Origin of the sequence: Kribbella sp. NPDC003557 (genome assembly GCF_040610805.1) — a bacterium.
Classification (GTDB): domain Bacteria; phylum Actinomycetota; class Actinomycetes; order Propionibacteriales; family Kribbellaceae; genus Kribbella.
Window position 1 is genome coordinate 824,678 of sequence record NZ_JBEXMY010000003.1, and the last position, 13,597, is coordinate 838,274.

Annotated in this window: 16 protein-coding genes and 1 tRNA gene; 4 read left to right on the forward strand and 13 right to left on the reverse strand. The window is 69.3% G+C overall.

The window, feature by feature from the left end:
• The 3 genes from ABZW60_RS15865 (at position 1) to ABZW60_RS15875 (ending at position 1,711) form a co-directional block, all read left to right on the forward strand.
• Entirely contained in the window at positions 1-414 is a 414-nt protein-coding gene (locus tag ABZW60_RS15865; protein WP_355477314.1) for a hypothetical protein, read from the forward strand.
• On the forward strand, positions 408-1,424 hold the full coding sequence (locus tag ABZW60_RS15870) for a hypothetical protein (RefSeq protein WP_355477316.1): 1,017 nt from the start codon (positions 408-410) through the stop codon (positions 1,422-1,424). Before ABZW60_RS15865 ends, ABZW60_RS15870 begins: the two co-directional genes overlap by 7 nt.
• Before the next feature lie 62 nt (positions 1,425-1,486).
• Positions 1,487-1,711, forward strand: a complete 225-nt coding sequence (locus ABZW60_RS15875) for a hypothetical protein (protein ID WP_355477317.1) — start codon at positions 1,487-1,489, stop codon at positions 1,709-1,711.
• Positions 1,712-1,757: 46 nt separating this feature from the next.
• Here the strand turns inward: ABZW60_RS15875 and katG are convergent, their stop codons facing one another.
• The 3 genes from katG to ABZW60_RS15890 are packed head-to-tail and all read right to left on the reverse strand — an operon-like array spanning position 1,758 to position 5,372.
• Positions 1,758-3,971 (reverse strand): catalase/peroxidase HPI, encoded by a 2,214-nt coding sequence (katG, locus tag ABZW60_RS15880; protein ID WP_355477319.1) that lies wholly within the window; start codon positions 3,969-3,971, stop codon positions 1,758-1,760.
• A 36-nt stretch (positions 3,972-4,007) separates the two neighbouring features.
• Positions 4,008-4,433 (reverse strand): Fur family transcriptional regulator, encoded by a 426-nt coding sequence (locus ABZW60_RS15885; protein ID WP_355477321.1) that lies wholly within the window; start codon positions 4,431-4,433, stop codon positions 4,008-4,010.
• A 54-nt stretch (positions 4,434-4,487) separates the two neighbouring features.
• A complete protein-coding gene (locus tag ABZW60_RS15890; protein WP_355477323.1) occupies positions 4,488-5,372 on the reverse strand; it encodes an SDR family oxidoreductase in 885 nt (294 codons plus the stop codon).
• A gap of 84 nt (positions 5,373-5,456) precedes the next feature.
• On the opposite strand from ABZW60_RS15890, the gene ABZW60_RS15895 reads away from it, so the two are divergent.
• Positions 5,457-6,032, forward strand: a complete 576-nt coding sequence (locus ABZW60_RS15895) for a helix-turn-helix domain-containing protein (protein ID WP_355477325.1) — start codon at positions 5,457-5,459, stop codon at positions 6,030-6,032.
• Between the two features lie 5 nt (positions 6,033-6,037).
• On the opposite strand, the gene ABZW60_RS15900 is transcribed toward ABZW60_RS15895, so the two are convergent.
• The 10 genes from ABZW60_RS15900 to ABZW60_RS15945 form a co-directional block, all read right to left on the reverse strand.
• Positions 6,038-6,520 (reverse strand): hypothetical protein, encoded by a 483-nt coding sequence (locus ABZW60_RS15900; protein ID WP_355477327.1) that lies wholly within the window; start codon positions 6,518-6,520, stop codon positions 6,038-6,040.
• Between the two features lie 12 nt (positions 6,521-6,532).
• Positions 6,533-7,144 carry a GNAT family N-acetyltransferase gene (locus tag ABZW60_RS15905; RefSeq protein WP_355477329.1) on the reverse strand — a complete coding sequence of 204 codons (612 nt, stop codon included), beginning with the start codon at positions 7,142-7,144 and terminating at the stop codon, positions 6,533-6,535.
• A 648-nt stretch (positions 7,145-7,792) separates the two neighbouring features.
• Positions 7,793-7,865, reverse strand: a tRNA-Ala gene (locus tag ABZW60_RS15910).
• Positions 7,866-7,937: 72 nt separating this feature from the next.
• A complete protein-coding gene (locus tag ABZW60_RS15915) occupies positions 7,938-8,720 on the reverse strand; it encodes a hypothetical protein (RefSeq protein ID WP_355477331.1) in 783 nt (260 codons plus the stop codon).
• A gap of 97 nt (positions 8,721-8,817) precedes the next feature.
• Positions 8,818-9,435 carry a GNAT family protein gene (locus ABZW60_RS15920; RefSeq protein WP_355477332.1) on the reverse strand — a complete coding sequence of 206 codons (618 nt, stop codon included), beginning with the start codon at positions 9,433-9,435 and terminating at the stop codon, positions 8,818-8,820.
• The gene (locus ABZW60_RS15925) at positions 9,435-9,923 is read right to left on the reverse strand and encodes a MogA/MoaB family molybdenum cofactor biosynthesis protein (RefSeq protein WP_355477334.1); all 489 of its coding nucleotides are present in this window, start codon (positions 9,921-9,923) and stop codon (positions 9,435-9,437) included. The genes ABZW60_RS15920 and ABZW60_RS15925 overlap by 1 nt, the downstream gene beginning before the upstream one ends.
• Positions 9,920-10,438, reverse strand: coding sequence for a cyclic pyranopterin monophosphate synthase MoaC (gene moaC / locus ABZW60_RS15930; protein ID WP_355477336.1), 519 nt, complete (start codon positions 10,436-10,438; stop codon positions 9,920-9,922). The genes ABZW60_RS15925 and moaC overlap by 4 nt, the downstream gene beginning before the upstream one ends.
• A complete protein-coding gene (glp, locus tag ABZW60_RS15935; RefSeq protein ID WP_355477338.1) occupies positions 10,435-11,661 on the reverse strand; it encodes a gephyrin-like molybdotransferase Glp in 1,227 nt (408 codons plus the stop codon). The genes moaC and glp overlap by 4 nt, the downstream gene beginning before the upstream one ends.
• A 77-nt stretch (positions 11,662-11,738) precedes the next feature.
• Positions 11,739-12,215 (reverse strand): GNAT family N-acetyltransferase, encoded by a 477-nt coding sequence (locus ABZW60_RS15940; RefSeq protein WP_355477340.1) that lies wholly within the window; start codon positions 12,213-12,215, stop codon positions 11,739-11,741.
• Complete coding sequence (locus tag ABZW60_RS15945) at positions 12,212-13,597, reverse strand: UTP--glucose-1-phosphate uridylyltransferase (protein ID WP_355477342.1); 1,386 nt, start codon at positions 13,595-13,597, stop codon at positions 12,212-12,214. Before ABZW60_RS15945 ends, ABZW60_RS15940 begins: the two co-directional genes overlap by 4 nt.

The window sequence follows — 13,597 nt, forward strand, 5'->3', positions numbered from 1 at the left end:
GTGGCCGCAGCTTCGGTCGCGTACCGAGGTTTCGTGGCCGCGACGGACGCGATGTACAGGAGCGGCGGCCGCAACGTGACAGCACTGAGTAGGTACGCGAGCGGCGTGATGCTGAAGGCCGAACTCGTCGAGGCAGAGAGGTTCCGAGGGTACAAATGGCATTCCGTCGGAAGCCTGCAGGTCATGTGGATCAAACCGCTGAGCATCGGCAAACCGAATGCCAGTGGTCAGATCGACAACCTGATCCTCAGCGCGTGCGTCGACTCCTCCAAGGCCGGCGCGGTGGACTCCAAAGGCAAAAGTGTCAGACTTCCCGGAACACCGAACCAAACCGTTGACGAGATGCGCATGCGCCACGTCCAAGGCACGTGGAAGGCTGACTTCGCGCAGAGCAGGAAGCCTGCGACATGCTGATACGCAAACTCCTCGGCGTCGTCGCGATCCTGTCCGTCATCGGATCATCCGTTGCGTTCGCTGACCCGACACCCGGCTCACCCGGCTGCGTCGTCGGCTGGAGCGCTGGACAATGCGTCTACTCAGTGGGCGATGACGGCCATCCGCCGACCACCTCCGTCAAGACGACCCCCGGAGCCAAGAAGACCGGTGAGTCTGCTTGCGTCTGGGAAGGGCAGGTTGTGCCGTGCCTGGACGCTGGCGGTTTCTTCGACGCAGCATCAGGGTGCTATCTGCATCCGCTCACCGGGCCCCAGTCTTTGGTCTCCCCGAGCAAGGTCAGCGATTATCCGCCGGGTACAAAGTTCTACGAATGCTGGTTGATTCTTGCAGTCGACGACGGGTGGCCGGTCATCCAGGTCGTGCCTGAGTCTGTGAACCGGCCGCCAGGTGAGACGCGGACGATTGATCCGCGCGTCGCGGCTCGGCAGGTGGTGGAGACGATGGGCTTCGTGGCGCCGCAGTTGGGTGTCTCGCCGTATGTGCAGAGTGCGAATCATGTCGGCATCGTGAATGTGCCGATCTGGATGTGGGTCACGGATCCCGGGCCGACGACGACCGGGCCGCAGACCAAGACTGCCGCGCTCGGCGGCGTTTCCATCACCGCGACCGGCACCGTCGACCGGATCGAATGGTCTATGGCTGCCGGCAAGACCGTGACCTGCAAAGGCGCCGGCACCCCGTTCACCCGGGAGATGGCAACCGGCAAGTCCCTGAAAGACATGCCGCCATCACCGACCTGCGGCTACAAGTACGCCAAGTCCTCCCGCTGCGAGAAGTCCGGCACCTACAACATCACAGCCACGGCGTACTGGACCGTCCACTGGACCGGCGGCGGCATGCAAGGCGACATCCCCCTCGACTTCAGCCGCTCGATCCCCCTTCGGGTCACCGATCTCCGACCGGTCCTCGTGGACCCCGGCGGCGGCTCGGAGCAGCCGTCAGCCCCGCCGCGTACCTGCGGCAACTGACCTGAACCCGTCCTGCGGAAAGATCTCGGGTCAACACGCTGTGAATATCCGAGGAGTGCTGAATGGCCGACGAAATCAGCGAAGAAGAGACCCGGGCCCGGCTGGGTGACGCGCGGGACCCCCGTGAGGCCGCGGGGCTGGTTGCCAAGTTCACCGGATCCGGCTTTCAGGCGCCGCCCGGCAGCCCGCACGAGAACTATCAGCAACTGAAGGACGCAGGCGTCGACGACAAGACCCTCGCCGCCGTCATCCGCGGCAAGGAAGCCAAGCAGGGCCACACCCGCTGAACACGCGAACAGGCTCCCCCGGTGCGGGGGAGCCTGTTCGGTGTGATCAGCGGTGCAGGTCGAAGCGGTCGAGTTCCATGACCTTGTGCCAGGCGGCGACGAAGTCGTTGGCGAACTTCTCCTTGGCGTCGTCGCCGGCGTAGACCTCGGCGACGGCGCGGAGTTCGGAGTTCGAGCCGAAGACCAGGTCGGCGCGGGTGCCGGTCCACTTGACCGAGCCGTCGACGGTGGCCTCGAACGTCTCCTGGCTCTCGTCGGCGGCGTGCCATTCGGTGCCGAGGTCGAGCAGGTTCACGAAGAAGTCGTTCGTGAGCGTGCCCGGGTTCTCGGTCAGGACGCCGTGCTTCGAGCCGTCGTAGTTCGCGCCCAGGACCCGCAGGCCGCCGACCAGCACGGTCAGCTCCGGCGCGCTCAGGGTGAGCAGGTTCGCGCGGTCGAGCAGCAGGTACTCGGCCGGCAGCCGGTTGCCCTTGCCGTAGTAGTTGCGGAACCCGTCCGCGACCGGCTCGAGCGCGGCGAACGAGTCCACGTCCGTCTGCTCCGCCAAGGCGTCCACCCGGCCGGGCGTGAACGGCACGACGACGTCGTACCCGGCGTTCTTCGCGGCGATCTCCACGCCGACCCCGCCGGCGAGGACGATCACGTCCGCGAGCGAGACCGGCTTCGCGAACGACTGCTGGATGCCCTCGAGCGTCCGCAGCACCTGCGCGAGCTGGTCGGGGTTGTTGACCTCCCACCCGCTCTGCGGCTGCAGGCGGATCCGCGCACCGTTGGCGCCGCCGCGCTTGTCACTGCCGCGGAACGTCGACGCGGACGCCCACGCGGTCGAGACCAGCTGCGACACCGACAGGCCGGATGCCGCGATCGCGGCCTTCAGCGCGGTCACGTCGGCGTCGGTGATCAGCTCGTGGTCGACGGCCGGGAGCGGGTCCTGCCAGATCAGCACCTCGCTCGGGACCTCGGCGCCGAGGTACCGCACGACCGGGCCCATGTCGCGGTGGGTCAGCTTGAACCAGGCCCGCGCGAACGCGTCGGCGAACTCGTCGGGGTTGTCCTTGAACCGCCGCGAGATCGGCTCGTAGATCGGGTCGAACCGCAGCGACAAGTCGGTGGTCAGCATCGTCGGCAGCTTCTTCGGGCCGTCGTACGCGTCCGGGATGATCGCCTCGGCGTTCTTGGCGACCCACTGGTTCGCGCCGGCCGGGCTCTTGCTGAGCTCCCACTCGTGGCCGAACAGGATCTCGAAGAAGTCGTTCGACCACTGGGTCGGCTTCGTGGTCCAGGTGACCTCGAGGCCGCTGGTGATCGAGTCCTTGCCCTTGCCGCTGTTGTACGTGCTCTTCCAGCCCAGGCCCTGCGCCTCGATCGGCGCGCCCTCCGGCTCGGCTCCGACGTTCTCGGCCGGGCCGGCGCCGTGGGTCTTGCCGAAGGTGTGGCCGCCGGCGATCAGCGCGACGGTCTCCTCGTCGTTCATCGCCATCCGGCCGAAGGTCTCGCGGATGTCGCGGGCCGCCGCGATCGGGTCCGGGTTGCCGTTCGGGCCTTCGGGGTTCACGTAGATGAGCCCCATCTGGACCGCGCCGAGCGGACGCTCGAGGTCGCGGTCGCCGGAGTACCGCTCGTCGGCGAGCCAGCTGGTCTCCGGGCCCCAGTACACGTCGGTCTCCGGCTCCCAGACGTCCTCGCGGCCGCCGGCGAACCCGAAGGTCTTGAAGCCCATCGTCTCCAGCGCGACGTTGCCGGTGAGGATCATCAGGTCGGCCCAGGAAATCTTCTGGCCGTACTTCTTCTTGACCGGCCACAGCAGCCGGCGGGCCTTGTCCAGGTTGCCGTTGTCCGGCCAGCTGTTCAGCGGCGCGAACCGCTGCTGACCGGCGCCGGCGCCGCCGCGGCCGTCGTGGATCCGGTACGTGCCGGCGCTGTGCCAGGCCATCCGGATCATCAGCGGGCCGTAGTTCCCGAAGTCGGCCGGCCACCAGTCCTGCGACGTGGTCAGCACCTCGGCGATGTCCGCCTTCACCGCGGCCAGGTCCAGGGCGGCGAACTCCGCGGCGTAGTCGAACTCCCCGCCGAGCGGGTTCGACACCGGCTGGTTCTTCGCCAGGATCTTGAGGTTCAGCTGGTTCGGCCACCATCCGCGGTTGGCGTTCCCGCTGGTCGGGTGCACGCCCTGACCGTGGTTCACCGGGCAGCCGCCGGTCTCGGCGCCGCGGCTCTCCGCGGAGGCCTCGCCGGGCAGGGGCTCATGGTTCTCGGACATCGGATTCCTTCCAGGACTGGACGTTTTCAAAGGAAGTCAGGTACGTCGTGCGCAGTCCGCGCACAGGCCCCAATAGATGACCTCGGCCTCGTCGATGACGAACCCGTGGTCGTCCGACGCGGTCAGGCAGGGCGCGTGCCCGACCGCACAATCGACATCGGCGATGGCGCCGCACGACCGGCAGACGGCGTGGTGATGGTTGTCACCCACCCGCGACTCGTACCGCGCCACCGACCCCAACGGCTGGATCCGCCGCACCAGTCCCGCCGCCGTCAACGTGTGCAGCGAGTCGTACACCGCCTGGTGCGACGCCTGGGGCAGTTCGTTGCGCACGGCACCGATAATCGAGTCGGTGTCCGCATGCGGATGCCCGTACACCGCGGCCAGCACAGCCAGCCGCGGCCGGGTCACACGCAACGACGCTCCGCGCAACAGCCCCTGGAGCTCATCCACTGTCGGCACGTCCCGCAGTCTTCCGCGTTTTCTGGAATGAGTCAAGATTAGCTTCCGCGTTTCCTATCCCGGCTGGATGTTCTCCAGGTCCTTCAGCAGGCTCGGGTGCCGAGGCTGCCAGTCGAGCGCCTGCCGGGTGTGAGCGCTGGACGCCGGCTGGTCGGCGGCGAAGATCGGGCCGAGCGGGCCGAACGTCTCCTCGGGAACCGGCTGGACCGGGAGACCCAGCCGGCGACCGATGACGGTTGCGATGTCGCGTACGGCGTCGCCCTCGTCGTCGACCGCCTGCCATGCGGTCCCGGCCGGCGCATTCTCGAGCACCAGCCGGAAGAGCACGGCGGCGTCGAGCGCATGGACGGCTGGCCAGCGCTGCGTGCCGTCACCGGGATATCCGGAGACACCGGTCTGTCGCGCGATCTGCGTCAGCAAGCCGGCAAACCCGCCGTCACCCTGGTTGTGGACAGTGCGCGGCATGCGTACGGCGGCGCTTCGCACACCACGCTCGGCCAGCGCGAGGGCCGCCATGACGGAGCGGCCCCGGCCGCCGACCGGCCCTTCGGTCGGCAGCGGATCAGCCTCGGTCGAAGCGCGGCCCGGAATCCACGGCGTACCCGACACGGTCACGAGCGGACGATCGCTGCCCACCAGCTCCTCCCCCATGGCCGCGAGCGCGGCACTCTCCTCGGCGATGCCCGCCGCGAGTGCTTCCGGGCTGCCGAAGTCGTTGCTAAAGGCAAGATGAATCACGCCGTCGGACTTGGAGGCACCGGCCCGCAGGACATCCAGATCCGCGAGTCCGCCACGGACCGTTTCCGCGCCGGCAGCCCGGAGCGCGGTTTCGGACGCGTCGGACCGCGCGAGACCGAGGACGATGTGACCGTTGTCGAGCAACTCGCGGACGACGGCCGAGCCGATCAGCCCGGTGCCGCCGGTGACGAAGACCTGCATGGGTACTCCTCGAAAGTGATGGGACCTTTGTCTCATCACCGTAGCACTCGATGGGACAAAGGTCCCATCACCTAGAATGGCCGCATGGCTCGATGGGAACCCGGCGCGCGCGACCGACTGGTCCTGGCCGCGGTGGACCTGTTCGCCGACCAGGGCTACGACGCGACGACGGTCGCCCAGATCGCCGAACGTGCCGGCGTCACCAAGAGCACCTTCTTCCGCCACTTCCCCGACAAGCGAGAGCTCCTGGTCGCAGGCCAGGAGACCTTGTGCCGCCTCCTCGTCGAGGGCATCACCGAAGCCCCGGAGACCGCCACGCCACTCGAGGCAGTAGCCGCCGGCCTGGAACGCGCGTCGAACGCCATGGGCCCGATGAACCGCGAACTAGCCCCCCGCCTGAAAGCCGCCATCGCCGCCAGCACCGAACTCCAGGAACGCGACACCCTGAAGAGCGTCGGCCTGGCCAACGCAATGACCGAGGCCCTCCTCGCCCGCGGCGTACCGGACCCCCTAGCCCACCTGGCCGCCGAGCTAGGCGTCCTGGCCTTCAAACGCGGCTACACCACCTGGACCGCCCCATCCAACGCCAACACCGACCTGGCCCCCCACGTCCTGACCGCCCTGGAAGACCTCCGCACCGCCACGGCATCCCTCAGCTGAGCAGGTCATCCGGGGCTGGTGGTTTGACGGACGCGGGTAGTCCAGTGCCGGTACCAGGGTGTTGACGCCGGTTCGCCCGTGAACAGCTTGTCCAACGTGGGATACCAGTCCTCGTTGTCCGCGTACAGACGTGAGACGGCCGGGCTGGTCTCGAAGACTCCCTTGATGTACTCCGCCCACGACTTGTAATCGTCGTCGCTGTAGGAGTCGCGGGCGTCCCAGATGCATTCGAGAACGTCGAGCTCGAGCTCCGCCACGGCCATGACCTGGTTGTAGTGCTGATGACCGGGCGCGCAGACCTCGCTGTCGTAGAAGTACGGCCGCAGCTCCGGATGTTCGATGAACACCCGGTCGACCTCGAGCACCAGGTCGGTGGCACTGCGGTACGTCGTGATGCGCAGGCTGCGGCGTCCGATCTGGTAGGCGATCGCCGCGGAGCCGACGGCTACCAGCACGGCGATCAACGACAGGATCTCCGGCAGATGCATGACCGATCCCCCTCACTCAAGACTCTTCACAGCAGCGGCGAGGAGCGTGTGGCTGGGAGGCAGGCCGTAGCCCTCGACGTACAGCGCGCGGACGAGCGTCTCGAGCGTTGCCCGGTCGAGGTTCTGCCCGTCGGCGTCGAACCACATCAGCCGCAGTGGCTCGGTCCCTGTCCCGGTGACGTCCGGTACGACGTAGTCCACGCCGTCGATCAGCCGGGCGCCGAGCCGTTGGTAGAACACGATCCGGCGCCGGCGGATCGCCATCTCGTCGGGATCGGTTGTGTCGTTGGGATCCTCGACCTCGAAGATCATCCGCCGGACTCCGGCCTGCTCGACCAGACTCGCCAGGAGTGCGGTGCCGTAGCCCTTCCCGCGGACGGAGCCGTCGACGGCGAAGTACTCCAGGAAGTACCAGTCCACCGACGCGAACCGCAGCGCGATCGCCATGCCGACCGGCGTCTCACCGTCGACCTGCACCCACCCGTCGACATCGCCGGCCCGGATCGCCCCGATCAGGTCGTCGAACCGCTCCCGCTGCCGCTCCGGGAAGCTGTCCAGGTAGATCCGGCGCACCGCATCCACCTCATCGGCGTCGGCACGCACCAGCGACCTGATCTCCGTCATCCCCGCCCCCTCCACCAGCAAGCACCCGAACACCACCCGCTGTCAACCACACACGCCCCACCCCTCCGCCCCCACCCAGACCCAAGCCAACCGCGCACCCCACCCAAGACCGGAGCCGACCACCCAACCCGCCAGGGCGAGCCGCCCAACCGCCACGGGCGAGTTGACCGCCCCAACCTTCTGGGCGCAAGGCAAACGCCCAACCCACCCGAAGACCGGAACCGACCACCCAACCACCCCACGGGCGAGCCGCCCAACCCACCCCGGAGCGAGCTGACGCCCACCGTTCAGGGCGCAAGGCGACTGCCCAATCCCGGCCCAGGCTCAGGGCCGACCGCCCAACCCAACCCAACCCAACTCGGGGGCGAGCTCACTGCCCAACCTTCAGGGCGCAAGGCGACTGCCCAACCCCGCCCCAGGCTCAGAGCCGACCGCCCAACCCAACCCAGCACCCGCGCCAACCGCCCGACCCAACCCAGGACCCGCGCCGACCCGCCCAACCCGGCCCGGGAGCCGAGCGAAGCGAAGGCGCAGGGGGTGCGGGTGGCGGAGCCCCCGCCGGCGGCAAGCGCAGCGCAGCCGCACAAAACGGCGAAGGCGAGGCGGTCAGCGCAAGAATTGCGCGACACACCTCGCCTATCGTCTTCGTGGAGCTGAGGGGATTCGAACCCCTGGCCTCTTCGTTGCGAACGAAGCGCGCTACCAACTGCGCCACAGCCCCGAGCTGGTCACCGGGTTTCCCTGGCGACCGCGAAACTCTAACACGTAGAGGCCCGCAGACTAAAACCGGATATCAGTCGCCGACCGCGCGCTTCACCTCGGGCAGTTCGTCGGGCTTGGGGGCGACGGTTTCGGCGATCGCGGCCTTCTCGGCGGGGTCCGTCGTACGGGCGCTGGAGAACACCTCGTCGTCGGTCAGCGAGATCGTCCGGACGGTGCGGTCGGGGGCCTTCTCCTTCAGCACGTACGTCGGCAGCGTGACCGGCACCGGGTCCCAGAGGCCCTCCGACGGCTGCTTCACCTCGGGCTCCGGAGCGGGCTCGGCGGGGAGCTTGACCTCGATGGTCATCTCCTCGTCGGGTGTCGGCGCGGGCTTGCCGGCGGGGCCGCGGTCGTGGCGTGCCTGGGCGCGGGCGCGCCGTTCCGCGGCGACCTCCGCGCGGGCGCGGGCCTGTCGCCGCAGCTGCACGCGGGTGAGGACGACGAAACCGGCGATCAGCGCGCCGGGGATCGCCACCGACCACCACGGCAGCATCGCGAGACCGGCGAGCGCCACGACGGACAGCAGTGAAAGGGTCAGGATCGACAGCACCCGCCGGCGGCGCATGGCGGCCACCCGGCGGGCTCGGTTGGGAACGTACCGCTTGGGTGGCGACGGGTCGTCGGTGGCGGCCGGACCGGCCGGGCGTACGACGTACCGCAGCCGCGACGGGTCACGCGACAGGACGCGCGCTTCGGCGGACGACGGCACCACCGGGCGGCGCCGCGCTTCGTCGCCCCGCTTCAGCCACATCGGGACGAGGTAGGCGGCCCACGCGGCGACGATCGCCACATAGATCAGCCCTGTCGTCCCCATGCGACGACGCTAAGGCGCGGCGGGGGCCAGATGAGGTACGTGAGACGGTGTGTCGCAAGAAGACTCGTGTGACTGATGTGAATAGCACGCAGGGTAGTCAGGTCAGTCGCGCTACGAGACCGGGTCCGACCTCTTCGACGTTGAGCGCGAAGATGCGGTGGTCGCGCCAGTCGCCGTCGATGTGCAGGAACCTCGGTCGCTCGCCTTCGAACCGGAAGCCGAGCTTCTCGACGACGCGCAGACTTGCCTTGTTCTCCGGGCGGATGGCGACTTCGATCCTGTGCAGGCCGAGGGTGAACCAGCAGTGGTCCGCGGCCATCGCGACCGCGGTCGGCACGATGCCGCGACCGGCGTACTGCTCGTCGACCCAGTAGCCGAGGTTCGCCCAGCGGGCCGAGCCGTAGGTGATCCCGGACACTGTGAGCTGTCCGACCAGCGGCCACTTCGCCCGCGCGCCGGCGCCGGCCGCACCGCCGTACGTGATGACGAACGGCAGCATCCGCCCGTATCGCGCCTGCCGGTTCCAGTCGCGTGCCATTGCGCGGAACGTGCGCGCGCCGTCGTCCGCACCGGGCGGCTGGGTCGCGTCCCACGGCCGCAGCCAGCTGACGTTCCGCTGGCGTGCCGCGGCCCACTCGGCGCCGTCGCCGGCTCGCAGCGGTCGCAACCCGACCTGGCCGTGCTTCAGCTCGACCGGCCATTGGACGACTGCCATCAGTCGAGGTCCGTCCGCACGTGGTCGCCGCCGTGCACCTGCTCGACCGCATGGCGCAGCAGGGGCTCGAGCACGGCAAGACCGTCCTTCACTCCGCCCCGCGAACCAGGCAGGTTGACGATGACCGTATGCCCGGCGATACCGGCGAGCCCGCGGGACAGTACAGCCGTGGGTATGCCGTTGGCGACGCCATACGCGCGGATGGCTTCAGCGATCCCGGGCACGACCTTCGTCAGCACGGCCGCTGTCTGCTCGGGTGTCTCGTCGGTCGGGGAGATGCCGGTGCCGCCAGTTGTGAGCACGACGTCGTACGACGCCTCGACCGCGGCACGGAGCGCATCGCCGACGGGTGCACCGTCAGGCACGACCTCCGGTCCTGCCACGTCGAAGCCCCACTCGGCCAAGCGCGACGCGATCAAGGGGCCCGTGGTGTCGGTGTAGATCCCAGCGGCTGCTCGGTTGGAGACGCTGACGACGAGAGCCCTCACGGCCGCTCCCAGTGCCCGGTCTTGCCGCCCTCTTTCAGCTCGACCCGCACGTCGGTCAGCACCGCGGCCGGGTCCAGCGCCTTCACCATGTCGATGACGGCCAGCCCTGCGACGGCGACCGCGGTCAACGCCTCCATCTCGACGCCGGTCCGGTCGGTGGTCTTCACCTGGGCCTGGATCAGCACGGCGTCGTCGGCGACCTCCAGGTCGACCTTCGCGCCGGTGATCGCGATCGGATGGCACAGCGGGACCAGGTCGGGCGTCCGCTTCGCGCCCATGATCCCGGCGATCCGCGCGACCCCCAGCGCGTCGCCCTTCGGCACGCCGTCGCCGCGCAGCGCCGCGACCACCTCGGCGGACACCAGAACCTTGCCGCTGGCAACAGCTCGGCGGGCGCCGGTCTCCTTCGCCGAGACGTCGACCATCCGCGCGGCCCCGGTCTCGTCGACGTGCGTCAGCCCGCCGGCTCCCGGCGTACCGGAGCCGGCGCTCGCCGCACCCGGGTCTTGCGTCATCCGGTCTCCTCGTCCAGCAACATCAGTTCGATCTGGTCGCCGGCGCGGACCGAGGTGACGTCCTCGGGCACGACGATCAGTGCGTTCGCCCGGCTCAAGCCGCCCAGCAGGTGGGAGCCGTGCCCGCCGACTGTACTGGCCATCCAGCCCTCGTCGCCGGACGTGGCCGCAGCGCGGACGAACTGCCGCCGCCCCGCGGGCGAACCGAACCCGTCCAGCGTCACGCCCGGGACCAGCCTCCGCCGGTACGGCATCTGGCCCATCATCTTGCGCAGCGCCGGCCGCACGAACACCTCGAACGAGATGTACGCCGAGACCGGGTTGCCGGGCAGCGTGAAGATCGGCACCTCGTCCTCACCGATCACCCCGAACCCCTGCGGCTTCCCCGGCTGCATCGCGACCTGCGGGAAATCGACCGTGCCGAGTTTGGAGAGCTCCTCCTTGACGATGTCGTACGCACCCATGCTGACGCCTCCGGTGGTGATGACCAGGTCGGCACGGACCAGCTGGTCGGACAGGGTGTCCATGATCCGTTTGGGGTCGTCGTCGACGATGCCGACGCGATAGACCACCGCTCCGGCGTCGCGCGCGCACGCCGCCAGGGTGTAGCTGTTCGAGTCGTAGATCTGCCCGTCGCCCAGCCGGCTGCCTGGCTCGCGCAGCTCGGCCCCGGTCGAGATCACCACAACCCGCGGCCGCGGCCTGGCCTTCACGCGCGCCCGTCCGACCGCGGCGAGCACGGCGATCTGCCGCGGCCCGAGGATCGTGTCGCGGTCGAGCACCTGCGCCCCGGCCGTCACGTCCTCACCCGCGCGCCGCACCGACCCGCCGAGCGGTGGCTGTTGCTTGATTCGCACCGTGACCGTCCCGCCGTCGGTCCACTCGACCGGCACGACACTGTCCGCCCCGCGCGGCATCGGCGCACCGGTCATGATCCGCACGCAGGTCCCGGGGGTGACCACGATCGGCTCGCTGTGCCCGGCCCGGAACTCCCCGACCACCGGCAGGCCGATCGGGTTCTCGTCGGAGGCGCCGGCCAGGTCGGACGCCTGCACGGCATACCCGTCCATGGCGGAGTTGTCGAACCCCGGCAGGCTGACCCCCGAAACGATGTCCTCGCAGAGCACCAGCCCGACCGCGTCCATCAACGGCTGGTCGAACGCCGGCAGGGCCGCGACCCGACCGAGAACGACCTCTAGATGCTCATCCACACTTCGTCTCACGAGCTCGACCCTAATCCACGGATCCGCCGTTCCCGGCGATAGTTCCGGGAGGGTGCGCCAAGAAGTCCGGCCGGGTTCTAGGTGAGGTCCGCTTCCGGGTGGCGGCCCCACACCATACGGACGTCCGGCGCCCGTTCCTCGTTGGCCGCGCCGTCGGTACGGCGGACCTCCCGGAAGCCGTGCTGTGAATAGAAGGACTGCGCGCGCGTGTTGCTCTGGAACGTCCACAACGCCAGACCGCCCGGCCGGAGGTCCTTGGCGAGATCGACGAGGGCGGAGCCGATGCCCTGGCCGGCCGCCTCCGGGGCGACGTACAGCTGGTCGAGGTCGTCACCGTCGAGCGTAAGCACCGCGACGATCCGGCCGTCGTCGAGCGCGACCCACGTCTGCCCGTCCGGCAGCAGCACGTCGGCGAACCAGGTGGCGACCTGCTCGGCGGTATGGATCGCCGCCGGCAGCTGAGCCCCGTCGGCGTGCCGTGACCGCCACCAGAGCGCGGCCGCCTCGCCGGTGTCGGACGGCTCCAGCGGCCGCACCAGGAGGTCGTCGATCAACGCAGCTCGGTTCCGTCCGGGATGACCAGGCGCTCGCCCTCCGGCGCGGTCACCTCGACGTCCCCGACCACCACCACGTCCTTGCCGAAGGCAACGTCGCCGCGGACCTCCAGCCGCTCGGCCCGGACCAGCGACGGGGCCCCGGCCGCGAACCGGGCGTCGAAGTCGGCGAGGATCTTGTAGTACTCCGGGTCCAGGTCGACGTACGGCTCGTCGCCCTCGTGCGTCGTGGTCAGGTCGCCGGCCTCGTCCAGCTCGTACACGTCCGAGCGCAGCACCAGCAGGTCGTTGGTGGTCTTGACCGGCTTGAACCGGCTGCGGTCGACGACCACCGCCTGCGAGCCCTCGAAGGTCTCGATCGCGGTCCCCATCCCGGTCTCCAGCTGGATCACCTTCGGCGAGGACGGGTCGGCCGGGTCGACGGTCTTGCGGTTCACGATGATCGGCAGCCCCAGGATCCCGTCGTGCCCCGCCATCAGCTCGGCGAACCGGTCCAGGTCGATCCACAGGTTGTTGGTGTTGAACATCTTGTGCCGGGTGATGTCCTGGAAGTACTGCGTGTCCTCGTCGGCGACCTGCGCGCTGTCCCGCAGGATCAGCCGGCCGTCGGACTTCCGGACCGCGACGTGACCGCCCTTGCGGTCGGACCGCGTGCGCCGGCACACCTCCATCCCGAACGGCACGTCGTGCTCGGCCATCCAGGCCGCGATCCGCGGGTCCGGGGTGGCGCCGAGGTTGTCGGCGTTCGAGATGAACGCGTGCCGGAAACCGCGTTCCCGGAGCGCGTCGAGCGTGCCCGAGGCGACCAGGGCGGTGAACAGGTCACCGTGCCCGGGCGGGCACCAGGCGAGCTCAGGGTCCGCCTCCCACTCGGCCGGCGTCAGATCGTCGGCGAGCAGCTTCGGCTCCATGTTCTGCAGGAAGTCCAGCGGCAGGCCGTCGACCGCGAGCCCGTCGTACTCGCCGAGGATCTGCAGGGACTCGGTCTTGGTGCGGAACGAGTTCATCAGCACGAGCGGCAGCGGTACGTCGTACGTCCGCCGGGTGCTCAGGATCTGGCGGGCGATGATGTCGAGGAAGCTCAGCCCGTCCTTGACCGGCAGCGCGGACTTCGGCCCGGTGACGCCCATCGACGTTCCGAGGCCGCCGTTGAGCTTGATGACCACGGTCTCGGCCAGCGCGGCGCGGAGCGCGTCCGGATCGGTGTCCAGGTGGTCCAGGTGTGGCAGCTCACCCACCGGCTCGATGTCGGCCTCGCGGATCTTTCCCTGCTGGCCGGACTCGAGCAACTGGTAGTAGTGCGTGAAGACGCGGATCGCGACATCGGCAGCGCCGGCCGCGCGCATCTTCTCCTGCGCTTGTCTGAGACCCACCTCACCCAT